The organism is Achromobacter sp. LC458, from assembly GCF_001005835.2.
GTDB lineage: Bacteria > Pseudomonadota > Gammaproteobacteria > Burkholderiales > Burkholderiaceae_B > Achromobacter > Achromobacter spanius_B.
This window is the reverse complement of the sequence record NZ_LBHW02000002.1, coordinates 23,433-49,972: the sequence shown is the minus strand read 5'-3', so window position 1 is coordinate 49,972 and position 26,540 is coordinate 23,433. Positions and strand designations below refer to the sequence as shown.

General features: G+C 62.3%; 18 protein-coding genes and 4 tRNA genes. 20 read left to right on the top strand and 2 right to left on the bottom strand.

Going from position 1 to position 26,540, the window contains the following annotated elements:
* Positions 1-2 precede the first annotated feature (2 nt).
* The 19 genes from metC (at position 3) to rpoC (ending at position 22,199) form a co-directional block, all read left to right on the top strand.
* A complete protein-coding gene (gene metC, locus YH64_RS02425; RefSeq protein WP_046806058.1) occupies positions 3-1,184 on the top strand; it encodes a cystathionine beta-lyase in 1,182 nt (393 codons plus the stop codon).
* 8 nt (positions 1,185-1,192) lie between these two features.
* Entirely contained in the window at positions 1,193-2,788 is a 1,596-nt protein-coding gene (locus tag YH64_RS02420; protein WP_046806057.1) for a rhodanese-like domain-containing protein, read from the top strand.
* A gap of 290 nt (positions 2,789-3,078) precedes the next feature.
* Positions 3,079-4,053, top strand: a complete 975-nt coding sequence (locus YH64_RS02415; RefSeq protein ID WP_319307185.1) for a tripartite tricarboxylate transporter substrate binding protein — start codon at positions 3,079-3,081, stop codon at positions 4,051-4,053.
* Between the two features lie 194 nt (positions 4,054-4,247).
* Entirely contained in the window at positions 4,248-5,633 is a 1,386-nt protein-coding gene (locus tag YH64_RS02410; RefSeq protein ID WP_046806055.1) for a glutamine synthetase family protein, read from the top strand.
* Positions 5,634-5,670: 37 nt separating this feature from the next.
* Positions 5,671-7,059: an aldehyde dehydrogenase family protein gene (locus tag YH64_RS02405; RefSeq protein WP_046806054.1), complete on the top strand. Its 1,389-nt coding sequence runs from the start codon at positions 5,671-5,673 to the stop codon at positions 7,057-7,059.
* A 55-nt stretch (positions 7,060-7,114) separates the two neighbouring features.
* On the top strand, positions 7,115-8,278 hold the full coding sequence (locus YH64_RS02400) for an iron-containing alcohol dehydrogenase (protein ID WP_046806053.1): 1,164 nt from the start codon (positions 7,115-7,117) through the stop codon (positions 8,276-8,278).
* A gap of 112 nt (positions 8,279-8,390) precedes the next feature.
* Positions 8,391-8,477, top strand: a tRNA-Tyr gene (locus YH64_RS02395).
* Between the two features lie 149 nt (positions 8,478-8,626).
* Positions 8,627-8,700, top strand: a tRNA-Gly gene (locus YH64_RS02390).
* Between the two features lie 12 nt (positions 8,701-8,712).
* A tRNA-Thr gene (locus tag YH64_RS02385) sits at positions 8,713-8,787 on the top strand.
* A 56-nt stretch (positions 8,788-8,843) separates the two neighbouring features.
* A complete protein-coding gene (gene tuf / locus YH64_RS02380; RefSeq protein WP_006221899.1) occupies positions 8,844-10,034 on the top strand; it encodes an elongation factor Tu in 1,191 nt (396 codons plus the stop codon).
* A gap of 142 nt (positions 10,035-10,176) precedes the next feature.
* Positions 10,177-10,252 (top strand) — tRNA-Trp (locus YH64_RS02375).
* A gap of 64 nt (positions 10,253-10,316) precedes the next feature.
* A complete protein-coding gene (gene secE / locus YH64_RS02370) occupies positions 10,317-10,697 on the top strand; it encodes a preprotein translocase subunit SecE (protein WP_046806052.1) in 381 nt (126 codons plus the stop codon).
* 9 nt (positions 10,698-10,706) lie between these two features.
* The gene (nusG, locus tag YH64_RS02365) at positions 10,707-11,240 is read left to right on the top strand and encodes a transcription termination/antitermination protein NusG (RefSeq protein WP_046806051.1); all 534 of its coding nucleotides are present in this window, start codon (positions 10,707-10,709) and stop codon (positions 11,238-11,240) included.
* A 63-nt stretch (positions 11,241-11,303) separates the two neighbouring features.
* A complete protein-coding gene (rplK, locus tag YH64_RS02360) occupies positions 11,304-11,735 on the top strand; it encodes a 50S ribosomal protein L11 (protein ID WP_046806050.1) in 432 nt (143 codons plus the stop codon).
* A gap of 2 nt (positions 11,736-11,737) precedes the next feature.
* The gene (gene rplA, locus YH64_RS02355; RefSeq protein ID WP_006392088.1) at positions 11,738-12,439 is read left to right on the top strand and encodes a 50S ribosomal protein L1; all 702 of its coding nucleotides are present in this window, start codon (positions 11,738-11,740) and stop codon (positions 12,437-12,439) included.
* 255 nt (positions 12,440-12,694) lie between these two features.
* Positions 12,695-13,219, top strand: coding sequence for a 50S ribosomal protein L10 (gene rplJ, locus YH64_RS02350; RefSeq protein ID WP_006216572.1), 525 nt, complete (start codon positions 12,695-12,697; stop codon positions 13,217-13,219).
* Positions 13,220-13,300: 81 nt separating this feature from the next.
* Positions 13,301-13,681: a 50S ribosomal protein L7/L12 gene (gene rplL / locus YH64_RS02345; RefSeq protein WP_006216571.1), complete on the top strand. Its 381-nt coding sequence runs from the start codon at positions 13,301-13,303 to the stop codon at positions 13,679-13,681.
* A gap of 161 nt (positions 13,682-13,842) precedes the next feature.
* Positions 13,843-17,955: a DNA-directed RNA polymerase subunit beta gene (rpoB, locus tag YH64_RS02340; RefSeq protein ID WP_046806049.1), complete on the top strand. Its 4,113-nt coding sequence runs from the start codon at positions 13,843-13,845 to the stop codon at positions 17,953-17,955.
* On the top strand, positions 17,955-22,199 hold the full coding sequence (gene rpoC / locus YH64_RS02335) for a DNA-directed RNA polymerase subunit beta' (RefSeq protein ID WP_046806048.1): 4,245 nt from the start codon (positions 17,955-17,957) through the stop codon (positions 22,197-22,199). The genes rpoB and rpoC overlap by 1 nt, the downstream gene beginning before the upstream one ends.
* 109 nt (positions 22,200-22,308) lie before the next feature.
* Here the strand turns inward: rpoC and YH64_RS02330 are convergent, their stop codons facing one another.
* Positions 22,309-22,704, bottom strand: a complete 396-nt coding sequence (locus tag YH64_RS02330) for a TssQ family T6SS-associated lipoprotein (RefSeq protein WP_046806047.1) — start codon at positions 22,702-22,704, stop codon at positions 22,309-22,311.
* Between the two features lie 154 nt (positions 22,705-22,858).
* Between YH64_RS02330 and YH64_RS02325 the strand changes: the two genes are divergently transcribed.
* The gene (locus YH64_RS02325) at positions 22,859-24,157 is read left to right on the top strand and encodes a serine/threonine protein kinase (RefSeq protein WP_046806046.1); all 1,299 of its coding nucleotides are present in this window, start codon (positions 22,859-22,861) and stop codon (positions 24,155-24,157) included.
* A 30-nt stretch (positions 24,158-24,187) separates the two neighbouring features.
* Here the strand turns inward: YH64_RS02325 and YH64_RS02320 are convergent, their stop codons facing one another.
* Entirely contained in the window at positions 24,188-26,536 is a 2,349-nt protein-coding gene (locus tag YH64_RS02320; RefSeq protein ID WP_046806045.1) for a CHASE2 domain-containing protein, read from the bottom strand.
* Between the last annotated feature and the right edge of the window lie 4 nt (positions 26,537-26,540).

Below are 26,540 nucleotides of genomic sequence, written 5' to 3'. Positions count from 1 at the left end.
TCATGAAAAAGCCCTACCAGTCGGCGACGCGGCTGTTGCGTGCCGGGCGCCCGCATCAGGGGTGGGTGAACACCCCCGTGACGCGCGCCAGCACTTACGTATTCGACAGCGTTGCCGCGTGGCGCGACACGCGCACGCGCCGCGAACAAGAGCGCTTGCCTTCGTACGGCGCGCGCGGCACCGACAGCACGCACGCGCTGGAAGATGCACTGGTTGAACTGGAGCAGGGCCACCGCGCCGCGCTGTATCCCACCGGGCAGGCTGCCATTGCGATGGTGCTGCTGGCATTTTTGCGCTCGGGCGATCACGTGTTGGTCACCGACGCCGTGTATGAACCCGTGCGCCGCTTCTGCGTCGAACACCTGAGCCGGTTGGGCATCGAGTACACGTTTTATCGGCCCGATGGCGTTGGTGTCGAAGCACTGATCCGGCCGAACACACGCATGATTTACGCCGAGGCCCCGGGTTCGTTGACGTACGACATGCCCGACCTTCGCGACTTATCCACAGCCGCGAAAAAACACGATTGCTGGCTGGCTGTGGATAACACGTGGGCGTCGGGTTTGATATACAAACCGCTGACCTTGGGCGCGGATATTTCCGTGATGGCGGCGACCAAATACCTGGGCGGCCATGCCGACGTGATGATGGGCGCCGTGGTCACGAATGCTCGCGCCTGGCGTGCGCTGGAACGCGCCAATATCGACTTCGGCCAGACCGTGGGCGCCGATGACGCCTTCCTGGTCTTGCGCGGCATGCGCTCTTTGCCGTTGCGCATGGCGCAGCACGCCGCCAATGCGGCGCGAGTCGCTACGTGGCTTCAAGGCCGCCCCGAAATAAAGCGCGTGCTGTGTCCGGCGCTGCCCGGCGACCCTTCGCATGCGATCTGGCGGCGGGACTGCACCGGCGCCAACGGGCTGCTGACCCTTGAACTGGATGGCGCGTATACCGCGGCGGACGCCGACCGCCTGATCGACAGCCTGGAGCTGTTTGGTATCGGTGCGTCGTGGGGCGGTTTTGAAAGCCTGGTGATTCCTGTGCGGCTGGACACGCGTGCGCTGCCCGACGCAACGCCGCGCGGCGCCATGTTGCGCCTGCATATCGGCCTTGAAGACCCCATAGACCTGATCGGCGACCTTGAACAAGGGCTGTCCGCCATGACCAAAATTTCTCGTTCCCTTTGAATTCCATGATGCACGCAACCTCCGCTTCCCCCGCCGCCGACATCGACGCGCATACGCTCAAGCAATGGCTGCACGATGGCCAGGAAATCGCCTTGCTGGACGTGCGCGAACACGGCCAATATGGTGAGTCGCACCTGTTTTACGCCGCGCCCGTGCCGTACAGCCGGCTTGAAGTGGACATCGTGCGTCTGGCCCCCCGACGCAATGCGCGGGTGGTGGTGTACGACGAGGGCGGCGATGACCAGACGGCCGCGCGCGCCGCCCGGGCGCTGAGCGACCTGGGCTATCAGCAGGTGCGTCGGCTGGCCGGCGGCATCGCCCAGTGGCAGCGCGACGGTTACGCCGCCTTCGCGGGCGTGAACGTGCCCAGCAAAACATTCGGCGAACTGGCTGAAGAAGTTTTCCACACCCCCCGTATCAGCGCGCGGGAATTGGCTGCGCGCCAAGAGCGAGGCGATGATCTGATCGTGCTTGACGGTCGGCCGTATGCGGAATACCAGAAGATGAGCATTCCCGGCGGCATCTGCTGCCCCAACGGTGAACTGGCATTGCGCGTACACACGCTGGCCAAGGATCCGAAGACCACGATCGTGATCAATTGCGCGGGCCGCACCCGCAGCATCGTCGGCGCGCAGACGCTGATCAACCTGGGCGTGCCTAACCCCGTCTATGCGTTGGAAAACGGCACGCAGGGTTGGTATCTGGAAGACCTGCAACTGGAACACGGGGCACGCCGCCGTTACGAAGACGGAATCGAAACGGAAGCCTTGCCTGCGCTTGCCGAGCGTTCATCGCGGTTGGCTGCGCGCCACGGCGTGCCGATCGTGGATGCCGCCACCGTGCGGCAATGGCTGCGCGACACGTCCCGCACCAGTTTCCTGTGCGACGTGCGCAGCGCGGAGGAATTCGCGCAGGGGTCGCTGCCTGGCGCGCAGCATGCGCCCGGCGGCCAGCTGGTGCAGGCCACCGACCAGTACCTGGCCGTGCGCGGCGCGCGCATCGTCGTGTTCGACGCCGAAGGCGTGCGCGCGCCCGTGACGGCAAGCTGGTTGCGGCAGATGGGTTGGGACGCCTGCGTGCTGAAAGAGGGCACCAGCGCGGTTCTTGATCCCGTCGAGCCACGGGCGGACACGCCGGCCGTCTCGATGCTGTCCGACGAGGCTCTGGCGGCGGCATTGCGCACCGGTGCACAAGCCATCGATATCCGCCCGGGCATGCGCTATCGCGCCGGGCACATCGCGGGGGCGCGTTGGTCCATTCGGCCGCGTCTTGATCGCCTGGACTTGCATGCCGGCCAACCCGTCATCCTGCTGGCCGAGGATGCCGCGTTGGCCGCATGGGCCGCCAAGGATCTGCGGGCGCTGGGCATCGCCGACATCAAGGTGAACATCGGTACGCCGGCAAGCTGGTCGGCGGCTGGCATCCCGCAGGAATCCACGCCCGACCGGCCCGCCGATAGCGAGTGCATCGACTATCTGTTCTTCGTGCATGACCGCCACGACGGCAACAAGGCGGCGGCGCGGCAATACCTGTCGTGGGAGACCAACCTGGTCAAGCAGATTGATGACCGCGAATTGGCGGGCTATCGCTTCGCGGCGGGCTGAGCCGCCGCGCTGACGCTGCCGTGACGGTCCGCAGAGACCGCGCGGTGCTTACAACGCATCAGATCGATCATTACGCCCCGGCGTTTGCCGCCGGGGTGCGGACGGTTCATGGCGAACCGACATGCAGGGGACGGCCGAGTATCCGGCTGCCGACACAAGGGGAAATCCAGATGAAGCATCAAGCACAACATGCAGGACATGCACAACAAGCAGGACAAGCACAACACGTACAACACGTACAACACGTACAACACGTACAACACGTACAACACGCACGCGGCTGGGCCGCATTGACTGCCGCCGGTTTGCTGCTGGCCGGCGCATTGCAAGTCCAGGTCCAGGCGCAGACGCTGAAGGCGCCGGCCGACTATCCCAAGCAGGCCATCACCGTCGTGTCGCCATTTCCCCCCGGGGGCGGCAACGACAACGTCGCCCGCCTGATTGCGCAGGAGCTGGGCGCCATCACGGGCCAGAGCGTGGTGGTCGAAAATCGTTCGGGCGCCGGCGGCAACGTGGGCACTGCGCAGGTGTCCCGCGCCAAGCCCGACGGCTACACGTTGGTGATGTCGCAAACCAGCGTCATGGCGGTCAACCCGCGCCTGTACAAGAACGTCGGCTTTGACCCGGTCAAGGATTTCACGCCGATCTCGCAGATCACGTCCGCGCCGCTGGTTTTGGTGGCTCGCACCGAAAGCCCCTACAAGACACTTTCCGACTACCTGGACGCCGCGCGCAAGCAACCGGGCATCATCACGTACGCGACACCCGGCAACGGCACCATGAGCCATCTGATGGGAGCGCTGGTGTCCAAGAAGGCGGGCGTGAATCTGGTGCACGTGCCATATCGTGGCGCCGCCCCGGCCATCACGGATCTCATGGGTGGCACGGTCGACATGCTGATTACGTCGCCAGCGTCCGCTGAACCGATGGTGGCCGCCGGCAAGCTGCGCATCCTGGCCCTGAGCCACGAGAACAGCATCGGCATTTTCAAGGGGGCGCCGACCCTCAAGCAAAGCGGCCTGGACGGCATTACGGCGGACGACTGGTATGGCCTGTTCGCACCGGCGGGCACGCCGCCCGAGCGCGTGGCGTACCTGGCGCAGGCCGTGGCGCAGGCAATGAAGTCGCCCAACGTGATTGCCAAGATCAACAGCGGCGGCAGCTGGCCGGTGGGCAGCCAGCCCGACGCCTTCAAGACGCGCCTGCAGGAAGACACCGTGTACTGGGCCGACATGGTGAAAACGGCTGGCGTGTCACTGGACTGAGGCCATGGCCCGGCTGCCCCCGACCCTGCAACCTAGGGAAAATACTGCACGCACAGGGCTGCAAATTCGCGGCAAGGTGTCTAGACTCGGAAAAACCCTGAGAGCACGCCGGTAGGTTTCCCTTGTCCCGCAAGCGGGGGCCGCGGCGTTTGTCCGCAGTCCCACGCAAGGCTTCAGCCACAAGGTGAACAAGCATGCATTCGCTAGGGGTAGCATCGGTGGAAGACGCGGAGCGGCTGGTGCAGGCCAGCGCGCTTTCGCACATCAAAGTGGGCTTGTCCGACGTCGACGGCGTCATGTTGGGCAAGTACCTGCGGCGTGACAAGTTCCTTGGCGCGCTGCGCTCCGGCCTGGCATTTTGCGACGTGGTGCTGGGCTGGGATCTGGACGATCAGCTCTACGACAACACGCAATACACGGGCTGGCACACCGCATACCCCGACGCGCAACTGCGTATCGTGCCGCAAACCGCGCGCCGCCTGCCGCTTGAGCAAGGCCCGAACGGCGAAGACATGTTGTTGTTTCTGGCGGAGTTCGAGGGCGACGCCGCCGCCATCTGCCCGCGTCGCCTGCTGCATCGCACGCTGGACCGTGCGGCGGACATGGGGTTCGACGTCTACGCCGCGCTGGAATATGAATTCTTCATGTTCCGTGAAACGCCGCACTCGGTGCGCGCCAAGCACTATCGCAACATGGAAAACTGGACGCCGGGCAACTTCGGCTATTCGGTGCTGCGCAGTACGGTCGAAGGGGACTTCTACCGCAAGCTGCTTGATTTATGCGAGCGCATGGACATGCCCATCGAAGGCCTGCACACCGAGACGGGGCCGGGCGTGCTGGAGGCGGCGTTGGCGGTGGACCAGGCGGCCCTGGCCGGCGACAAGGCATTTCTGTTCAAGACCTTCGCCAAGGCGCTGGCGCAACAGAACGGCTTGATGGCCACGTTCATGGCCAAGTGGTCGCACGAGCATCCGGGCCAAAGCGGCCACATCCACTTGTCTTTGCGCGACAAGAAAAGCGGGCAGTCGGCGTTCTACGATAAGTCCCAGCCGCATGGAATGAGCGCGACGCAGGTTGCGTTCATGGCGGGTGTGCAGCGTTACCTGCCCGAATTCATGGTGTTATACGCGCAGAACATCAACAGTTATTCGCGGCTGGTGCCCGGCTATTGGGCGCCGCTGGACGCCACGTGGGGCATGGAAAATCGCACCACGGCCCTGCGGCTTATCCCGGGCAGTGATAAATCGCAGCGGGTGGAAGTGCGCATCGGCTCGGCGGACGCCAATCCTTATCTGGCGCTGTCGGCCGCGCTGGCGTCCGGCCTGTACGGCATCGAACAGGGGTTGACCCCGGAACCCATGGTGCAGGGCAACGCCTACACACAACAATTTCCCGCGCATCTGCACCTGCCCACGACGTTGTGGGACGCCGCGCAGCGCCTGCGCGGGTCAGACGCGGCGCGCCATCTGTTCGGTGATGCGTTCGTCGAACATTACGCGGCAACGCGCGAATGGGAAGAACGGCAGTTCCGGCGCCACGTCACCGACTGGGAGCTGGCGCGTTATTTCGAGATCATCTGATATCTGAACGCAAAGCCAACGCTTGCATAGGGCGACCATGACTCAGGAACTCATCACCATCAGTCCCATCGACGGGCGCGAGGTTGTGCGCCGCGCCTACGCCGACGATGCGCAGGTCGCGCGAGCGTTGGAACAGGCCCGGCAGGCTCAGCGCCCGTGGCAAGCGTTGAGCATCGCCGAGCGGGGGCGCATTGTGTCGACGGCGGTCGACAGCTTTGTCGCGGCACGCGAGGAGATCGCACGGGCGATCACCATTCAGATGGGTCGGCCCTTGAGATACACGCCCGGCGAGGTGGGCGGATTCGAATCACGCGCGCGCCACATGATTGCGATCGCCGAGCAAGCGCTGGCGCCGATCCGCGTGCCCGAGCAATCGGGCTTTACCCGCTTCATCAGCCGCGAGCCCCTCGGCGTTGCGCTGACGATAGCCCCGTGGAACTATCCGCTGTTGACCGCCGTGAACAGCATCGTTCCGGCGTTGATGGCGGGTAACACCGTCATCCTTAAACACTCCGACCAGACGCCGCTGTGCGCTGAACTGATCGATCGCGCGTTTCGGGACGCCGGCGCGCCCACGGGCGTGTTCCAGTATCTCCATGCCAACCATGACACCGTGCAGCGGCTGGTTCGCGCACCCGAGATCGGCTATGTGTCGTTCACGGGCTCGGTGCGCGGGGGGCGCAGCATCGAGGAGAGCGCGGCCGGCCGGTTTATCGGCGTGGGGCTCGAATTGGGCGGCAACGACCCCGCCTACGTGCGCGAGGACGCCAAGCTGGATCACGCGGTGGAATCCCTGGTGGACGGTGCGTTCTTCAACTCGGGGCAATCCTGCTGCGGCATTCAGCGGATCTACGTGGCGCGGTCGCGGTACGACGAATTTGTCGAGCGCGCCGTTGTGCTGACGCAAGACTATGTACTGGGCAATCCGCTGCATGCCGACACGACGTTGGGGCCGGTGGTTCGCACGCGCGCGGCGGCAGAAATTCGCGACGTCATTGCAGAAGCAATATCGGCGGGTGCGCAGAACGCGATTGATCCCTCATATTTTCCTAATGCGAATGAAAGCTCGTGTTATGTCGCGCCTGCCATCCTTACGCGAGTAAACCATCGCATGCGCGTGATGAGCGACGAGTGTTTCGGTCCCGTCGTAGGCGTCATGCCGGTCGATGGTGATGACGATGCGGTCGTTCTGATGAATGACAGCCCCTACGGGCTCACGGCCGCCGTCTACACGCAGGATGAAGACGCCGCGTTATCGCTAGGCCGGCAAGTGCAGGCGGGCACGTTCTTCATGAACCGTTGCGACTACCTGGATCCGGCGCTGGCCTGGACCGGCGTGAAGCACTCGGGGCGGGGAGTATCCCTGTCCGTAGTCGGTTACGAGCAGCTGACCCAAGCCAAGTCCTTTCATCTACGCAGCGTCTGAGACAGCGCTCTGACACGACGTTAATCAGGAATCGAACCATGTCAGGAATCGAACCATGACTGTGCCCAGCGTTAACTGGAATTACCCGACCGCGATGAAGGTCGGACCCGGCCGAATCAAGGAGCTGCCCGAGTGGTGCCGGGAACTGGGCATGCGCCGGCCGTTGCTTGTCACGGATCCGGGCTTGGCGCCGTTGCCCATGGTGTCCGACGCCGCGCGCGCCTGCCGCCAGGCGGGGCTGGACTGCGACGTATTTCACGAGATCAAGGGCAATCCAACAGGGCGTAACGTGGAGGACGGCGTTCTCGCCTATCGGCAGGGCGGGCACGACGGCGTCATTGCATTTGGGGGCGGATCGGCATTGGATGCCGCCAAGGCGATTGCGTTGATGGTGGGACAAGACCGCCCGCTGTGGGATTTCGAAGATATCGGCGATAACTATCTGCGGGTGAACGTGGCGGGCATGGCGCCGGTGGTAGCGGTGCCCACCACGGCCGGCACGGGTTCGGAGGTGGGCCGTGCATCGGTCATCACCGACGAGGCCGCGCAGGTCAAGCGCATCATTTTTCACGCGCGCATGTTGCCGGCAGTCGTGATCCTGGACGCCGAACTCACCGTCGGCCTGCCCGCAAGAATCACCGCCGCCACCGGTATGGACGCGCTGTCGCACAACCTGGAAGCGTATTGTTCGCCGGTCTTTCATCCGATGGCGGCCGGCATCGCGGTTGAAGGCATGCGCATCATCAAGGAATACCTGCCGCAAGCGGTGGCCGATGGCACCGACTTGCAGGCACGCCAACAGATGTTGGTGGCCTCGACGATGGGCGCCACGGCATTCCAACGCGGCCTGGGCGCCATGCACGCGCTGGCGCATCCGTTGGGGGCGCTGTACGACGCCCATCACGGCATGCTCAACGCGATCCTGATGCCTTACGTGCTCAAAGCAAACCTGCATGCCGTCGCGCCAAGACTGGAGGCGCTGGCGCGTTATCTGGATTTGCCCGGGGATGGTCCGGGCGCGGTGCTGGACTGGGTGCTGAGGCTGCGCGAGGCGGTGGGCATCCCCCACACGCTGGCCGAGATCGGCATCGACGAAGGGCAGGTCGAGCGGGTAGGGCGCATGGCCAGCGAGGATCCCTCAGGGGGAACCAACCCCGTGAATTTCACCGCCGACGCTTATTCGCAACTTTTGCAAGCAGCAATTCGCGGAAACCTGTAAACTTCGGCCCCTCTGCGCGGAAACGCGAGTGGTTGAACAAAAGTTTTGAATATTTTCATCCGAAGCGTTTGACACCGGATTCGAAAGTGTTCATAATCTCAAGTTCTCCGCTGGAGGGGTGCCCGAGTGGTTAAAGGGGGCAGACTGTAAATCTGTTGGCCTTGCGCCTACATTGGTTCGAATCCAATCTCCTCCACCAGAGACCCAACTCTATAAATCCAGGCGATGTCTGCCTGGATTTTTAAAATTAGGCCTAGGGAACTGGGCGGCCTTCGCAAAGAAGGTTGTAAGGTTCCCCGGGCCTTGATTTTGAGGGTTTGGGATAAAGAGATGGTGAATGGGTATGCCGCGGGTGTAGCTCAATGGTAGAGCAGAAGCCTTCCAAGCTTACGACGAGGGTTCGATTCCCTTCACCCGCTCCAAGATTTTTAAATGCCCATGTGGCTCAGTGGTAGAGCACTCCCTTGGTAAGGGAGAGGTCGCGCGTTCGATCCGCGCCATGGGCACCACAAATTTCCAAGTTCTTTTCTTCAGTCTGAAGCGCAATCCAGGTCAGGAGTCAGCCATGGCAAAAGGCAAGTTTGAACGTACCAAGCCGCACGTGAACGTGGGTACGATTGGTCACGTTGACCACGGCAAAACGACGTTGACGGCAGCTATCACGACCGTTCTGTCGAACAAGTTCGGTGGCGAAGCCAAGGGCTACGACCAGATCGATGCGACTCCTGAAGAAAAGGCTCGCGGCATCACGATCAACACCGCCCACGTCGAGTACGAAACCGAAGCGCGTCACTACGCTCACGTTGACTGCCCGGGCCACGCTGACTATGTGAAGAACATGATCACGGGCGCGGCGCAAATGGACGGCGCGATTCTGGTTGTGTCGGCCGCTGACGGCCCGATGCCGCAAACGCGTGAACACATTCTGCTGAGCCGCCAGGTTGGCGTGCCGTACATCATCGTCTTCCTGAACAAGGCTGACATGGTTGACGACGCCGAGCTGCTCGAGCTGGTGGAAATGGAAGTTCGCGAACTTCTGTCCAAGTACGACTTCCCGGGTGATGACACCCCGATCGTCAAGGGTTCGGCCAAGCTGGCGCTGGAAGGCGACAAGGGCGAACTGGGCGAGCAAGCCATCATGGCTTTGGCCGCTGCACTGGATTCGTACATCCCGACGCCCGAGCGCGCCGTGGACGGCACGTTCCTGATGCCGGTTGAAGACGTGTTCTCGATCTCGGGTCGTGGCACGGTGGTGACCGGCCGTATCGAACGCGGCATCGTCAAGGTCGGCGAAGAAATCGAAATCGTGGGCCTGGTGCCGACGGTCAAGACGACTTGCACGGGCGTTGAAATGTTCCGCAAGCTGCTGGACCAAGGTCAAGCTGGCGACAACGTGGGCATCCTGCTGCGCGGCACCAAGCGTGAAGACGTCCAGCGCGGCCAAGTGTTGGCCAAGCCGGGCTCGATCACCCCGCACACGGACTTCACGTCCGAGGTGTACATCCTGTCCAAGGAAGAAGGCGGCCGTCACACTCCGTTCTTCCAAGGCTATCGTCCCCAGTTCTACTTCCGCACGACGGACGTGACGGGCACGATCGAGCTGCCGGCCGACAAGGAAATGGTTCTGCCGGGCGACAACGTGGCCATGACGGTCAAGCTGTTGGCTCCCATCGCCATGGAAGAAGGTCTGCGTTTCGCTATCCGTGAAGGCGGTCGTACCGTCGGCGCCGGCGTCGTCGCCAAGATCCTGAAGTAAGCAATACCCAGATGGGTAGAGTGGACTCTCAAGTCCCTCTATCCATCTTTGCTGTAAAAGTAGTATGATGTTCGGTTCCGTGACCCTGCGCGTAGGCGCTGAGCGGAAAGTCAGTGAATGTAGTGCAAGCCAGTAGTGTTTTAGGGGCATAGCTCAATTGGCAGAGCGTCGGTCTCCAAAACCGAAGGTTGTAGGTTCGATTCCTACTGCCCCTGCCACCGCCAGGATAAACCCGCGGGAGATCATCGCGAGTTACGCATTCACGGCGGCTCGCGTCGCAATATGTCTAATACCAGCGTAGAAACCGTAACTAGCACCGCCGACCGGGTCAAGCTCGGCCTGGCGGTTCTCGTCGTTATTGCTGGCATCGTCGGGTTTTCCGTGCTTAGCGCACAGCCGATGCCTGCACGTATCGGCGTGTTTGTCGGCGGCCTTGTGATTGCAGCCGCAATTGCCTGGTTCAGCGAGCCCGGCCGCCGCACCCTGAGCTTTGCCAGCGAGTCCTACAACGAAGTCAAGCGTGTCGCATGGCCCACCCGCAAGGAAACGACCCAAATGACGGGTATCGTTTTTGCGTTCGTGGCGGTCATGGGCATTTTCATGTGGGTGCTCGACAAGGGCATCGAATGGATTCTTTACGGCCTGTTGTTGGGCTGGAAATAAGGACGGCGAATGAGTAAGCGTTGGTATGTCGTCCATGTGTACTCCGGCATGGAAAAGAGCGTTCACAAGGCCCTGGTAGAGCGCATCGAGCGCGCGGCCTTGCAAACGTCCTTTGGTCGCATCCTTGTGCCCTCCGAGGAAGTCGTCGAGGTCAAGGGTGGTCAAAAGTCGATCACCGAACGCCGCATTTTCCCCGGTTATGTCCTGGTAGAAATGGACCTGACCGACGAAACGTGGCATCTGGTCAAGAACACGAACCGCGTCACCGGCTTTTTGGGTGGCTCGGGCAACCGTCCGACCCCGATTTCCGAAAAGGAAGTCGAAAAGATCCTCTCCCAGATGGAAGAGGGTGTCGAGAAGCCCCGCCCCAAGATTCTTTTCGAAGTGGGCGAGATGGTTCGGGTCAAGGAAGGTCCGTTTGCAGACTTCAACGGCAACGTCGAAGACGTCAATTACGAAAAGAGCAAGGTGCGCGTGTCGGTCACCATTTTTGGTCGCGCCACACCCGTCGAACTCGATTTCAGCCAGGTCGAAAAGACCTGATTTCAACCCCCGGGGAGCCCAGGCTGTTAACGCCGGGGCGATATAACCCGCAAGGAGCAAAGCATGGCGAAAAAGATCGTCGGCTTTATCAAGCTGCAAGTACCGGCTGGTAAAGCTAACCCCTCCCCCCCGATTGGCCCGGCACTGGGTCAACGCGGCCTGAACATCATGGAATTCTGCAAGGCGTTCAACGCCAAGACCCAAGGCATGGAGCCTGGTCTGCCGATTCCGGTGGTGATCACCGCCTTCGCGGACAAGAGCTTCACCTTCATCATGAAGACCCCGCCCGCGACGGTCCTCATCAAGAAGGCTGCCGGTGTGCAAAAGGGTTCGCCCAAGCCGCATACCGACAAGGTCGGCACGCTGACCCGCGCTCAAGCTGAAGAAATCGCCAAGGCCAAGGGCCCCGATCTGACCGCCGCTGATCTGGACGCCGCTGTGCGTACGATCGCTGGCAGCGCCCGCAGCATGGGCATCACGGTTGAGGGGATCTAATCATGGCAAAACTGTCTAAGCGCGCCGCCGCTATTGCACAAAAGATCGACCGCACCAAGCTGTACCCGGTCGCTGAAGCCCTGACCCTGGTCAAGGAAACCGCCGTCGCCAAGTTCAATGAGTCCATTGACGTGGCCGTGCAGCTCGGCATCGACCCGAAGAAGTCGGACCAACTGGTTCGCGGTTCGGTCGTGCTGCCCGCCGGTACCGGCAAGTCGGTTCGCGTTGCCGTGTTCGCCCAAGGCGACAAGGCTGAAGCCGCCAAGGCCGCCGGCGCCGACATCGTTGGCCTGGACGACCTGGCTGACCAGATCAAGGCCGGTCAAATGGACTTTGACGTGGTCATCGCTTCGCCCGACACGATGCGTGTCGTGGGTGCCCTGGGCCAGATCCTGGGTCCCCGTGGCCTGATGCCGAACCCGAAGGTCGGCACCGTGACGCCTGACGTCGCCACCGCTGTCAAGAACGCCAAGGCCGGTCAGGTTCAGTACCGTACCGACAAGGCTGGCATCATCCACGCAACGATCGGCCGTGCGTCGTTCGGCGTGGAACAGCTGCAAACCAACCTGGCTGCTCTGGTCGACGCCCTGCAAAAGGCCCGTCCCGCAGCTGCCAAGGGCATTTACCTGCGCAAGCTGGCCGTTTCGTCCACGATGGGCGGCGGTGCTCGCGTTGAAATTGCCTCGCTGTCGGCTTCCAACTAAGCCAACAGCAGTAAACGTACTTTGGGCTGCATCCGGATTCCTCCGGATGTTGCTGTCAAAGACCGCTGGAGCAGGGTAGTGGAACGGTGCTCGCACCCCCGCTGCCCCGCTTAATCCCGAAGCTCATCTAGTTCGGATCCAGCGTAGACGGCGTCCCCAGGAAGATTTCTTTACACGAAGAACTCGACCAGGCGCCGCATTCGGTTGACGCGCAAGGCTCCGGCCCCAGGCGTCTTTTGATGGAGTGTTCAAACCGTGAGTCTCAATCGTCAAGAGAAAGCGGTGGTAATCGAGGAAGTCTCGGCTGAAGTCGCCAAGGCACAATCGATTGTTATCGCTGAGTACCGTGGTCTGGACGTCGCCTCTGTCACCGTACTGCGCAAAACTGCGCGTGAATCGGGCGTGTATCTGCGAGTTCTGAAGAACTCGCTGGCCCGTCGTGCTGTTGCCGGCACGGCTTTCGAGCCGTTGGCTGAGCAACTGACCGGTCCGCTGATTTATGGCATCAGCACTGATCCGGTTTCGGCGGCCAAGGTTATCGCTGGTTTCGCGAAAAGCAACGACAAGCTGGTCATCAAGGCGGGCGCATTGCCCAACAGCCTGCTGACTCAAGATGGTGTGAAGGCCTTGGCCACCATGCCGTCCCGCGAAGAGTTGCTGTCGAAACTGCTTGGCACCATGCAAGCCCCGATCGCGCAATTCGTGCGTACGCTCAACGAAGTTCCGACCAAGTTCGCCCGTGGCCTCGCGGCTGTGCGCGACCAAAAGGCAGCGGCCTAATCGCCCTGCTGTCCGGAATTCGCTGAACGACGAAGCGACACCCAAACCCTGGCATTACCAAAATATTTGGAGTTCTTAAAAATGGCACTTAACAAAGCTGAAATCCTTGACGCCATCGCTGGCATGACCGTGCTCGAGCTGTCCGAGCTGATCAAGGAAATGGAAGAGAAGTTCGGCGTGTCGGCTGCTGCCGCCGCTGTCGCTGTTGCTGCTCCCGCCGCTGGTGGCGCTGCTGCCGCTGCTGAAGAGCAAACCGAGTTCAACGTCGTCCTGCTGGAAGCCGGCGCGAACAAGGTCAGCGTCATCAAGGCCGTGCGCGAGCTGACCGGTCTGGGTCTGAAGGAAGCCAAGGACCTGGTTGACGGCGCTCCGAAGCCCGTCAAGGAAGCTGTGGCCAAGGCTGACGCCGAAGCCGCCAAGAAGAAGCTGGAAGAAGCTGGCGCCAAGGTCGAAGTCAAGTAAGACCTGCGTCAACTGCCCGGGGACAGCACAGTTTGCAGTCCCCGGGCTTTTGCGTTTCCAGGAAACCCCTACTGGGGGTATGCCCTTTCAGGGGGGTTTCCTGGAGTCGTATCACCTAGGGCCGTGGTTGACGGCCCATGCAACCTCGAGTCGGAGTGCTCATGCCTTACTCGTACACCGAAAAAAAGCGCATCCGCAAAAGCTTCGCCAAGCGTGAAGACGTTCAAAACGTTCCTTTCCTTTTGGCGACACAGCTTCAATCCTACCTAACTTTCCTGCAGGCGGATACCGCCCCGTCCGATCGCGTAGCCGACGGTTTGCAGGCGGCGTTCTCGTCGATTTTCCCGATCGTTAGTCACAACGGTATGGCGCGCTTGGAGTTCGTGAGCTACGTGCTCGGCGAACCGGTGTTCGATGTCAAGGAATGTCAGCAACGTGGTCTGACCTATGCCTCGCCCCTGCGAGCCAAGGTCCGCCTGGTGCTGCTTGACCGCGAAGTCAGCAAGCCGACCGTGAAAGAAGTGAAGGAACAAGAAGTCTACATGGGCGAAATTCCGCTCATGACCAGCACGGGTTCCTTTGTCATCAATGGCACCGAGCGTGTCATCGTGTCGCAGCTGCACCGTTCGCCTGGCGTGTTCTTCGAACACGACCGCGGCAAAACGCACAGCTCCGGCAAGCTCTTGTTCTCGGCCCGCGTGATTCCTTACCGCGGCTCGTGGCTGGACTTCGAATTCGACCCGAAGGACGTCCTGTTCTTCCGCGTCGACCGTCGTCGCAAGATGCCTGTCACGATCCTGTGCAAGGCCATCGGCATGACGCCGGAATCCATCCTGGCCAACTTCTTTGACTTCGATAACTTCGAACTCAAGAGCGAAGGCGCCATGATGGAATTCGTGCCCGAGCGTTGGAAGGGCGAAATGGCCCGCTTCGACATCTCGGACCGCGATGGCAAGGTCATCGTCGAAAAAGACAAGCGCATCAATGCCAAGCATTTGCGCGACCTGGCTGCCGGCGGCATCCAGCGCATCTCCGTGCCGGAAGACTTCCTGTACGGCCGTGTGCTGGCCAAGAACATCGTTGACGAAGATACCGGCGAAGTCATCGCCAACGCCAACGACGAAATCACGGAAAGCGTGCTGGGCGCCTTGCGCGCCTCGAACGTCTACGACATCCAGACGCTCTACACGAACGATCTGGACCGTGGTCCGTACATTTCGCAAACCCTGCGCACTGATGAAACCGCCGACCAGATGGCCGCGCGTGTTGCCATCTACCGCATGATGCGTCCTGGCGAGCCCCCCACCGAAGAAGCGGTGGAAGCGCTGTTCCAACGTCTGTTCTACAGCGAAGAGACGTACGATCTGTCGCGCGTGGGCCGCATGAAGGTCAACAGCCGTCTGGGCCGTGGTGAAGACATCACCGGTCCGATGACGCTGACCAACGAAGACATCCTTGAAACCATCAAGGTGCTGGTTGAGCTGCGTAACGGCCGTGGCCAGATCGATGACATCGATCACTTGGGCAACCGTCGCGTGCGTTGCGTTGGCGAACTGGCCGAAAACCAGTTCCGCGCCGGCCTGGTGCGTGTCGAGCGTGCCGTCAAGGAACGTCTGGGCCAGGCCGAGACCGAAAACCTGATGCCGCACGACCTGATCAACTCCAAGCCGATCTCGGCTGCCATCAAGGAGTTCTTCGGTTCGAGCCAGTTGTCGCAGTTCATGGACCAAACCAACCCGTTGTCGGAAATCACGCACAAGCGTCGCGTTTCCGCACTGGGCCCGGGCGGTCTGACCCGCGAGCGCGCCGGCTTTGAAGTCCGCGACGTGCACCCGACCCACTACGGCCGCGTCTGCCCGATCGAAACGCCGGAAGGCCCGAACATCGGTCTGATCAACTCCATGGCGCTGTACGCTCGCTTGAACGAGTACGGCTTCCTGGAAACGCCTTACCGCAAGATTATCGACGGCCGCGTCAGCGAGCAGATCGATTACCTGTCGGCCATCGAAGAAAGCCACTACGTCATTGCACAGGCTAACGCCGCGCTGGACGAGCAAGGCGCCTTCGTCGACGACCTGGTCGCTTGCCGTGAAGCAGGCGAAACGATGCTGACCTCGCCGGCCAACGTGCACTACATGGACGTTGCCCCGTCGCAGATCGTGTCGGTTGCCGCTTCGCTGATTCCGTTCCTTGAGCACGACGACGCAAACCGCGCACTGATGGGCGCCAACATGCAACGTCAGGCCGTGCCTTGCCTGCGTCCGGAAAAGCCGGTCGTGGGTACGGGTATCGAACGCACCGTGGCCGTTGACTCGGGCACGACCGTGCAAGCACTGCGTGGCGGCCTGGTCGACCACGTTGATGCCGAGCGCGTCGTGATTCGCGTGAACGACGAAGAAAACGTCGCCGGCGAAGTCGGTGTCGATATCTACAACCTGATCAAGTACACCCGTTCCAACCAGAACACGAACATCAACCAGCGTCCTATCGTCAAGCGTGGCGACAAGGTCGCCAAGGGCGACGTGCTGGCTGACGGCGCATCGACCGACCTGGGCGAACTCGCCCTGGGTCAGAACATGCTGATCGCGTTCATGCCGTGGAACGGCTACAACTTCGAAGACTCGATTTTGATCTCCGAGAAGGTTGTTGCTGATGACCGCTATACCTCGGTGCACATCGAGGAACTGACGGTTGTTGCCCGCGACACGAAGCTGGGTCCGGAAGAAATCACGCGCGACATCAGCAACCTGGCTGAGACGCAACTGAACCGTCTGGACGATTCGGGCATCACGTACATTGGCGCCGAAGTCAGCGCCGACGACGTGCTGGTCGGCAAGGTCACGCCCAAGGGCGAAACCCAGCTGACGCCGGAAGAAAAGCTGCTGCGCGCCATCTTTGGTGAAAAGGCGTCCGACGTTAAGGACACCTCGCTGCGCGTGCCTTCGGGCATGACCGGCACCGTGATCGACGTGCAAGTGTTCACGCGTGAAGGCATCGTGCGCGACAAGCGCGCCCAGTCCATCATCGACGATGAACTGCGCCGCTATCGCCAAGACCTGAACGACCAGCTGCGCATCGTTGAAAACGACCAGTTCGACCGTATCGAAAAGATGCTGGTCAACAAGACCGTCAACGGCGGCCCGCGCAAGCTGGCCAAGGGCGCCACGATCACCAAGGCTTACCTGGCTGATCTGGACCGCTGGCAGTGGTTCGACATCCGTCTGGCCGATGAGCCGCACGCTGTCGTGCTGGAGCAAGCCAAGGAATCGCTGGAGCAGAAGCGTCACCAGTTCGATCTGGCCTTCGAAGAGAAGCGCAAGAAGCTGACGCAGGGCGACGAGCTGCCCCCGGGCGTGCTGAAGATGATCAAGGTCTACCTGGCCGTGAAGCGTCGTCTGCAACCTGGCGACAAGATGGCAGGCCGTCACGGTAACAAGGGCGTGGTCTCGCGTATCACCCCGGTGGAAGACATGCCGCACATGGCTGACGGCACGCCGGCCGACATCGTTCTGAACCCGCTGGGCGTGCCCTCGCGGATGAACGTCGGTCAGGTGCTGGAAGTGCACTTGGGCTGGGCTGCCAAGGGCGTGGGCCACCGCATTGCCGATCTGCTGCGCGACGAGCGCACTGCGCAGGTCAAGAACGTCCGTGCCTACCTGGACAAGGTCTACAACACGACCGGTTCCGGCGCCCGCATCGACGAGCTGACCGACGAAGAAGTCATGGAAATGGCCCAGAACCTCAAGAACGGCGTGCCGTTCGCGACGCCCGTCTTCGACGGCGCGACCGAAGAGGAAATCACCACGATGCTGGAGCTGGCCTATCCGGACGACGTCGCCGAGCGCATGGCACTGACGCCTTCGCGTACGCAGGCATGGCTGTTCGACGGCCGCACGGGCGAGAAATTCGAGCGCCCCGTGACGGTTGGCTACATGCACTACCTGAAGCTGCACCACTTGGTCGACGACAAGATGCACGCGCGTTCGACGGGTCCGTACTCGCTGGTCACGCAGCAGCCGCTGGGTGGTAAGGCGCAGTTCGGTGGTCAGCGTTTCGGGGAAATGGAAGTGTGGGCGCTGGAAGCATACGGCGCCGCGTACACCCTGCAAGAAATGCTGACGGTGAAGTCGGACGACATCACCGGCCGTACGAAGGTATACGAAAACATCGTCAAGGGCGACCACGTCATCGACGCCGGCATGCCGGAATCGTTCAACGTGCTGGTGAAGGAAATCCGCTCGTTGGCCCTGGACATGGATTTGGAGCGTAACTAATGAAAGCGCTACTCGACCTATTTAAGCAAGTCTCGCAAGACGAGCAATTCGATGCCATCAAGATCGGCATCGCCTCGCCCGAGAAGATCCGTTCGTGGTCTTACGGCGAAGTTCGCAAGCCCGAGACCATCAACTACCGCACGTTCAAGCCTGAACGTGACGGTCTGTTCTGCTCCAAGATCTTTGGCCCGATCAAAGACTACGAGTGCTTGTGCGGCAAGTACAAGCGCCTGAAGCATCGTGGCGTGATCTGCGAAAAGTGCGGCGTTGAAGTCACCGTTGCCAAGGTTCGCCGTGAACGCATGGGCCACATCGAGCTGGCCAGCCCCGTCGCGCACATCTGGTTCCTGAAGAGCCTGCCGTCGCGTCTGGGCATGGTGCTCGACATGACCCTGCGCGACATCGAACGCGTTCTGTACTTCGAAGCCTGGTGCGTGATCGAACCTGGCATGACGCCGCTCAAGCGCGGCCAGATCATGTCGGACGACGATTTCCTCGCCAAGACCGAAGAATACGGCGACGATTTCCGTGCCCTGATGGGCGCGGAAGCCGTGCGCGAACTGCTGCGCACCATCGACATCGATCGCGAAGTGGAAACGCTGCGCGGCGAGTTGAAGGCCACCAGCTCTGAAGCCAAGATCAAGAAGATTTCCAAGCGCCTGAAGGTGCTGGAAGGCTTCCAGAAGTCGGGCATCAAGGCCGAGTGGATGGTCATGGAAGTGCTGCCCGTGCTGCCGCCGGACCTGCGTCCGCTGGTGCCGCTGGACGGCGGCCGCTTCGCGACCTCCGACCTGAACGACCTGTACCGCCGCGTCATCAACCGCAACAACCGCTTGAAGCGCCTGCTGGAGCTCAAGGCGCCGGAAATCATCCTGCGCAACGAAAAGCGGATGCTGCAGGAAGCCGTTGACTCGCTGCTGGACAACGGTCGCCGTGGCAAGGCCATGACGGGCGCCAACAAGCGCCAGCTGAAGTCCCTGGCCGACATGATCAAGGGCAAGAGCGGTCGTTTCCGTCAGAACCTGCTGGGCAAGCGCGTCGACTACTCGGGCCGTTCGGTCATTGTGGTGGGCCCGCAGCTCAAGCTGCATCAGTGCGGTCTGCCCAAGCTGATGGCCCTGGAACTGTTCAAGCCGTTCATTTTCAATCGTCTGGAGATGATGGGCCTGGCCACGACCATCAAGGCTGCCAAGAAGCTGGTGGAAAGCCAGGAACCGGTGGTCTGGGACATCCTGGAAGAAGTCATCCGCGAACACCCGGTCATGCTGAACCGTGCGCCCACGCTGCACCGTTTGGGCATCCAGGCGTTCGAACCGGTCCTGATCGAAGGCAAGGCCATCCAGCTGCACCCGCTGGTTTGCGCGGCGTTCAACGCCGACTTCGACGGTGACCAGATGGCTGTCCACGTGCCGCTGTCGCTGGAAGCCCAGCTGGAAGCGCGCACGCTGATGCTGGCGTCCAACAACGTCTTGTTCCCGGCCAACGGCGAACCGTCGATCGTGCCGTCCCAAGACATCGTGTTGGGTCTGTACTACACGACGCGTGAGCGCATCAACGGCCGCGGCGAAGGCATTTTCTTCACCGACGTCGCTGAAGTGCAACGCGCCTATGACAACGGCGAAGTCGAACTGCAATCCCGCGTGACCGTGCGTCTGAAAGAGCACGAGCGCGACGAGGCAGGCGAATGGCAACCCGTGATCCGCCGTCATGAAACGACGGTCGGCCGCGCGCTGCTGTCCGAAATTCTGCCGAAGGGTCTGCCCTTCACGGTCCTGAACAAGGCCCTGAAGAAGAAGGAAATTTCGCGCCTGATCAACCAGTCGTTCCGCCGTTGCGGCTTGCGCGACACGGTGATCTTCGCCGACAAGCTGATGCAGTCCGGCTTCAAGCTGGCCACGCGCGGTGGTATCTCGATCGCCATGGGCGACATGCTGATCCCGACCGCCAAGGAAGGCATCCTGGCCGAAGCCAGCCGCGAAGTGAAGGAAATCGACAAGCAGTACTCGTCGGGTCTGGTCACGTCCCAGGAACGCTACAACAACGTGGTGGACATCTGGGGCAAGGCCGGCGACAAGGTCGGCAAGGCGATGATGGAACAACTGGCCACCGAGCCGGTTGTGAACCGTCACGGCGAAGAAGTGCGCCAGGAATCGTTCAATTCGATCTACATGATGGCTGACTCGGGCGCCCGCGGTTCGGCCGCCCAGATCCGCCAGCTGGCCGGTATGCGCGGCCTGATGGCCAAGCCGGACGGCTCGATTATCGAAACGCCCATTACCGCGAACTTCCGTGAAGGTCTGAACGTGCTTCAGTACTTCATCTCGACTCACGGCGCGCGTAAGGGTCTGGCTGATACGGCACTGAAGACCGCGAACTCGGGTTACCTGACTCGTCGTCTGGTCGACGTGACGCAAGACTTGGTGATCACCGAGGACGATTGCGGTACGTCGCTGGGCTACAACATGAAGGCCCTGGTGGAAGGTGGTGAAGTCATCGAACCGCTGCGCGACCGCATCCTGGGTCGTGTTGCCGCCGTGGACATCATCAACCCGGACACGCAGGAAACGGCCATCGTCGCCGGTACCCTGCTGGACGAAGACCTGGTCGACACCATCGACCGCATCGGCGTGGACGAAGTCAAGGTCCGCACCCCGCTGACGTGCGAAACGCGTCACGGTCTGTGCGCACACTGCTACGGCCGCGATCTGGGTCGCGGTTCGCCGGTCAACCAAGGCGAGGCAGTTGGCGTTATCGCTGCCCAGTCCATCGGTGAACCGGGCACGCAGCTCACGATGCGTACGTTCCACATCGGTGGCGCGGCGTCGCGTTCGGCTCTGGCCAGCGCGGTGGAAACGAAGTCCAGCGGTCTGGTCGGCTTTGCCAGCACGATGCGCTATGTCACGAACGCCAAGGGCGAACGCGTTGCGATTTCGCGCTCGGGCGAACTGGCGATCTTCGACGACAACGGCCGCGAACGCGAACGCCACAAGATCCCGTACGGCGCGACCGTGCTGGTTGGCGATGGCGAAGCTGTGAAGGCTGGCGCACGTCTGGCGACGTGGGACCCGCTGACCCGTCCGATCGTGTCGGAATACGGCGGCGCCGTCCGCTTCGAGAACATCGAAGAAGGCGTGACCGTTGCCAAGCAGGTGGACGAAGTCACCGGCCTGTCGACGCTCGTCGTCATCACGCCGAAGACCCGTGGCGGCAAGATCGTCATGCGTCCGCAGATCAAGCTGGTCAACGAAGCTGGCGAAGACGTCAAGATCGCCGGCACCGATCACTCGGTGAACATCTCGTTCCCGGTGGGCGCGCTGATTACCGTGCGTGACGGCCAGCAGGTTGCCGTGGGTGAAGTTCTGGCGCGTATTCCGCAAGAATCGCAAAAGACCCGCGACATTACCGGCGGTCTGCCGCGTGTGGCCGAACTGTTCGAAGCCCGTTCGCCCAAGGACGCCGGCATGCTCGCCGACGTTACCGGTACGGTGTCGTTCGGTAAGGACACCAAGGGCAAGCAGCGTCTGGTCATCACCGACCTGGAAGGCGTGAGCCACGAGTTCCTGATTCCGAAGGAAAAGCAGGTTCTGGTGCACGACGGCCAAGTGGTGAACAAGGGCGAAATGATTGTGGACGGCCCGGCCGATCCCCACGACATCCTGCGCCTGCAAGGCATCGAGAAGCTGGCGACGTACATCGTCGACGAAGTGCAGGACGTGTACCGTCTGCAAGGCGTGAAGATCAACGACAAGCACATCGAAGTGATTGTTCGTCAGATGCTGCGTCGTGTGAACATCGTTGACGCTGGTGATACCGAGTTCATCCCGGGCGAGCAAGTCGAGCGCTCCGAACTGCTGAACGCCAACGATCGCATGGCTGCCGAAGACCGTATCCCGGCGACCTACGACAACGTGCTGTTGGGTATCACGAAGGCCTCGCTGTCGACCGACTCGTTCATTTCGGCCGCTTCGTTCCAGGAAACCACGCGTGTCCTGACCGAAGCCGCCATCATGGGCAAGCGCGACGACCTGCGTGGCTTGAAGGAAAACGTCATCGTCGGCCGCCTCATCCCGGCGGGTACCGGCCTGGCTTACCACCACGCACGCCGCGACAAGGAAGAGCTGGAGGCAGCGGAACGCGAAGCCGCTCGCCAGCAGGCCAACCCGTTCGAAGACTCGCCGGTTACGGTGGGCGCGGACGATCAGGCCCCGGCTTCCGACGCCGGCACGGACGATTCCGCAGAATAAGCGGAATCCCGGACAGTTCCCCGCGCGCTGGGTTGGCGCGGGGGCTGCAAGCAAAAAGGCCGCTGATGCGAATCAGCGGCCTTTTTTTATTATCCCGACCAGGTAGCGGTTACTTGGCTGCCTGGCTGCGGGCGCGTTGGAAGACGGGCCCCCAGGACGGATGGCCGGCTTCGTTGGGAGCCAGTTCGAATGAGGGGTCCAGCGCCAGGATCCGGGCGAAGCTGTCTTCGCACAGTTGGGTGTAGCGGCTGACGCAATAGCTGAACGCCTGCAACTTGTAAGCTTCGATGCGGACGGCCTTGGTGGACGAGGCCAACGTGTCCGAGGTGGCAACCGTTCGGATGACTTCCCCGTAGCGGCCCGCGCCGTAGGTGTCCCGGACTTGTTGCAATTGCGCCAGGGCGTCGGCGGTGGGGGGGCTTTCCGGTTTCTGGGACGAGATCCCGGCGCAGCCCGCCAGCATCACTGTCGCGCCGAGCAGACTGCTCAGAAGGCGATTTTTCATAGCTTATAAGGGGGGTAGGAAGAATGAGTGAAACGCCATCGTGCCACAGCCTGATGCGCTCGGACATTTTCGGCAATGTCCTGGTGTTGCGAATTGGATAATATTCACGCTATTCCATCTTCGCACCAGTCCGCGCATGAGCGCAATTCCCATCATGTCCACGTCCACCGGCCTGCTGACGCCGCGTGGCCCTTTCTCCGGCGCCGCGCCTCTGGCTTTGCGTCCTCTTAGCGCTATTGCCGCCAGCATGGCGGGCGGTGTGCCGGAATCGCGTATCAAGCGGCTGGTCTCGGACCTGCTGCCGTCCCTGATCTCCTTGCATGCACAGGGTGAAATCTGCGGCGATATCACGCTGGATACGGTAGGCATGGACGAAAACGCGCGGGCGCATCTGTTGCCCGAGCTTGTCGTGGCGCGCTCGCGCCGAGCCAGCCGAAGCCCGACCCCCGGGTTTGCGCCGTTTGAACTCTATACGGATTCGATGGAATGGCCGCGTGGCTCGTGGAGCGACATCTATGCGCTGTGCGCCGTGATGCATGCATTGGTAACAGGCCACCGGCCGCCGCCTGCGCCCGAGCGCCGGGCGACTGATGCATACGAGCCCCTGGCGTCCTTGGGCCTGTCGAAATACAACCCGGATTTTCTGGCCGTGATTGATCGCGGCCTGGCCATGTCGCCGGCCGACCGGCCGCAGACGCTGGCCGAATTCGCAGCCTTGCTGGGCGTGGCCGCTTACATAGAACCGGCGACAAGCGACGACGAGCCCACGGCCGAGGCCGGCCATTCCGCGCCACCGGCCGCCGCCTCGGCGATGCGCAAGCCGGCACGCAACCGTCGTCCGCTGCTTGCCTTGCTTGCCCTTCTGGCGTTGATCGGCCTGGCGGTGTATGGCTGGTTTCATTGGGGGGCAGGCGCGCCGAACGCGCTGATCACAAGTTCGGAAGTTGTCATGCCGAACCCGCCTGCCGTGCATCCCATGCCGCCGCCGGCGGCACCCCCCGCCGCTTCCACCGTGCCACCTGCTGCCGTCCCGCAAGCGGCGTCGACACCGCCGCCCGTTGTGTCGGGCGCTGGGGCAGAGTCCGGCACGCAGCCGTCCACCCAGAACAGCGCCGCGACGGCAAACGCTCCGGCAGAACCGTCCGTTTTGCCTGCCGCTGGCACGCCGGCTTCTACGCAAGGCGCCGCCACTTCAACCGCGGTGACGCCGGCCGAAGACGCGCCCAAGCCGAAGCCGCTGGCAGTACCGGTCACCGTGCGCCTGGATATACGCCCTTGGGGCGAAGTCTGGGTAAATGGAGTGGCACGCGGGATCAGCCCGCCCGTCAAGGAAATCCGCCTGATTCCGGGCAAGTACCAAGTGGTCCTGCGCAACGCAGACCTGCCACCGTATCGCGCAACGATCGAAATCAAGGCCGGCAAGCCCGCAGTGATTTCGCACGTTTTCCAGTAGGCGCGGGTGGGCGCATCTGCGCCGGGCCGGTCAGGCCGATGGCTCGGTCGGTGCGGCGGCGTCTGAAGCCGCGTCCGGCGCGACGGGCAGGCAGAAGGTAAACACCGACCCGACGCCGATCTTGCTGCTGACCTGCACGGAGCCCCCGTGGCGCTCGGCCACGGTACGCACAAACGCCAAGCCCAGGCCGGCGCCGCCCACGTCATTCCGGTTCTCTACTCCCACACGCGAAAACGGTTCGAACAGGCGTGCAAGATCCGACTCGGCGATGCCCTGGCCTTGATCTCGAATGGTCACGCACCAGAACCCCGGCGATGCGTCGATCGCGCACTCGATGCACGTGTGGGGGGCGCTGTATTTGATGGCGTTGTCGATCAAATTGCACAGCGCGCGCATTAACAACGTCTGGTCGCCGCGTATGTAGGCTACGGGCAACGGCGTACGCAGTCGCAGCGTAATGCCGCGCTTGTGCGCCGACGCCCAGAATTCGTCCACGGCGTCTTGGAGCAGGCTGCCCACATCAAGCTCGACGGCGCTGATCGTCATGGATTCCGCCCGCGTCAGGTGCACGAAGTCGTCCACCAGATGCAGCGTGCGGTTGGCTAGTGTGGCGATCCGCGCAAGCGTTTCGCCCTGGCCCTCTTGGACACCGCTTTCCTGCTTCATCTCGACCAGCGCCAGGATGGAACTTTGCGGCGCGCGCATATCGTGCGAAATGAATCGCAGTGTCTCTTCGCGCTGGCGCTCGGCCTGGCGAATGCGCGAAATATCGGTCAGGGTGGCCACCGTGCCCGCAAAATCGCCTTCGGCGGTATGGATGGGGGCGCACTTCAGGATAAGGTCACGACCGGCGTAGTCGCGTACCTCCAGATCGGCGGTCCAGCGAGTCGAATCATCCGTCGGCAGTTGGCCGCGCAAGGCGTCGGCCACGCGCTGTCGCGTCGAGGCGTCGGAAATGGTCTTTTCCAGCAAGTGCGTAGCCGGGTGGCCCACGCGCGGCGGCCGCATGCCAAGCCGCTGGAAATACATGACCGCCGCCTGGTTGCGAAATTGCATGCGCCCGTCCTGGTCGAATACCAGCGTGGCATCGGGCATGCCATCCAGCCCGTCTGCCAGAAAGCGCCGCAGGTTGCGCACGCGTTCCAATGCGCGTTGAAGTTCGCCCACGCGGCTTTCCAACGACGCGTTCGGGCCGGTCAGCTGGGCCCGCGCTTCGTTAAGAACGGGCGGGTACTCACGTTGAAGCCGGCGCAGTTCGTAGTCCATGTAGCGCAAGGCGGCTTCCTGGCTGCGCCAGCTCCACAGCGGATAGCAAAGCGCAACGCCGACGAGCGCGGCGGTAGGCGCGAACCATAGGCTCGCGTACGCCAGCAGCAACCACGACGCGATCAGTATGCAGGCGATCAGTGCAATGCTCACCAGCAGGGCGCGCTTGGGCGACAGGCGCCACAGCGCCAGGCAGGCGAGCAACACCGGAAGGACGGAAAACAGTGCGTTCCAGGCGGCTGCCGGCCGCTGGTAGAACAGCCCGTCGCGCCCCGCCTGCATCAGGTTGGCGATGATTTCCACGCCCGACATTCCGCTAAGGTCGTGCGACACCGGCGTCGGATATGCGTCACCCAGGCCCGTCGCCCAGGCACCCACCAGCACGTACTTGCCTCGTATTTCTTCGGGCGGGATATCGCCGCGCAACACCGCCAGGTACGAGACGGTGCGCATGTGACCCGCCGGGCCAGCGTAGGGAATCAGGATGTCGCTGCTGGGGGCGGCGCGTTGCAGAAGGCGTTCCACCTGATCTGCCTGCCCGCCGATGTCCAGCATGGACAGGGCCATGTGCATGTAGGGCGCGCCGGCGAACTGGGCAGTCAGCGAGGCTTCACGCACCACGCCGTCCGGATCCACGCGCGCGTTGATGAAGCCGCTGGCGGCCGCGGCATTGCCCGCCACCGCAATGGGTGAGGACATGGCCAAAGGATTGTTCAAACGGTCCAGCACCACCGGCAAGACGGTTCGTCCGTTACGCAAGATGCTCTGGGCCAGGATGGCATCGTCGTTGGGATTGACCGTGTCGCTTTCCGCGAAGATCAAGTCCAGACCGACCGCGCGGGCGCCTTGCAGGCGGTCCATCAAGGCGGCGTGGATCGCGCGCCGCCAGGGCCATCGGCCCAGCGTCTCTATGCTGGCGTCGTCAATGGCGACGATCAGAATGTCGGGGTCGGCGGGGCGCCCCGTCAGGGTCAGGGCGCGGTCGTAAAGGATCTGGTCGACGCGGCCCAAGCCATTCAATAAGCCCAGCAGCGCCGCCAGGATCCCCAGAATCACCGTCAGCCACAGCCCTGAGCGCGAGGTCCGGTCGAGGGCGTCGGTGGCATCGGCCATGGAT

Bases quoted from the DNA above. Each gene is read 5' to 3' on its own strand.
- YH64_RS02400 (WP_046806053.1), top strand. From the start codon at position 7,115: ATGACTGTGCCCAGCGTTAACTGGAATTACCCGACCGCGATGAAGGTC.
- secE (WP_046806052.1), top strand. From the start codon at position 10,317: ATGTCTAATACCAGCGTAGAAACCGTAACTAGCACCGCCGACCGGGTC.
- rpoC (WP_046806048.1), top strand. From the start codon at position 17,955: ATGAAAGCGCTACTCGACCTATTTAAGCAAGTCTCGCAAGACGAGCAA.
- rplK (WP_046806050.1), top strand. From the start codon at position 11,304: ATGGCGAAAAAGATCGTCGGCTTTATCAAGCTGCAAGTACCGGCTGGT.
- tuf (WP_006221899.1), top strand. From the start codon at position 8,844: ATGGCAAAAGGCAAGTTTGAACGTACCAAGCCGCACGTGAACGTGGGT.
- YH64_RS02420 (WP_046806057.1), top strand. From the start codon at position 1,193: ATGCACGCAACCTCCGCTTCCCCCGCCGCCGACATCGACGCGCATACG.
- YH64_RS02405 (WP_046806054.1), top strand. From the start codon at position 5,671: ATGACTCAGGAACTCATCACCATCAGTCCCATCGACGGGCGCGAGGTT.
- YH64_RS02330 (WP_046806047.1), bottom strand. From the start codon at position 22,704: ATGAAAAATCGCCTTCTGAGCAGTCTGCTCGGCGCGACAGTGATGCTG.
- rpoB (WP_046806049.1), top strand. From the start codon at position 13,843: ATGCCTTACTCGTACACCGAAAAAAAGCGCATCCGCAAAAGCTTCGCC.
- nusG (WP_046806051.1), top strand. From the start codon at position 10,707: ATGAGTAAGCGTTGGTATGTCGTCCATGTGTACTCCGGCATGGAAAAG.
- YH64_RS02410 (WP_046806055.1), top strand. From the start codon at position 4,248: ATGCATTCGCTAGGGGTAGCATCGGTGGAAGACGCGGAGCGGCTGGTG.
- YH64_RS02320 (WP_046806045.1), bottom strand. From the start codon at position 26,536: ATGGCCGATGCCACCGACGCCCTCGACCGGACCTCGCGCTCAGGGCTG.
- YH64_RS02325 (WP_046806046.1), top strand. From the start codon at position 22,859: ATGTCCACGTCCACCGGCCTGCTGACGCCGCGTGGCCCTTTCTCCGGC.
- metC (WP_046806058.1), top strand. From the start codon at position 3: ATGAAAAAGCCCTACCAGTCGGCGACGCGGCTGTTGCGTGCCGGGCGC.
- rplA (WP_006392088.1), top strand. From the start codon at position 11,738: ATGGCAAAACTGTCTAAGCGCGCCGCCGCTATTGCACAAAAGATCGAC.
- rplL (WP_006216571.1), top strand. From the start codon at position 13,301: ATGGCACTTAACAAAGCTGAAATCCTTGACGCCATCGCTGGCATGACC.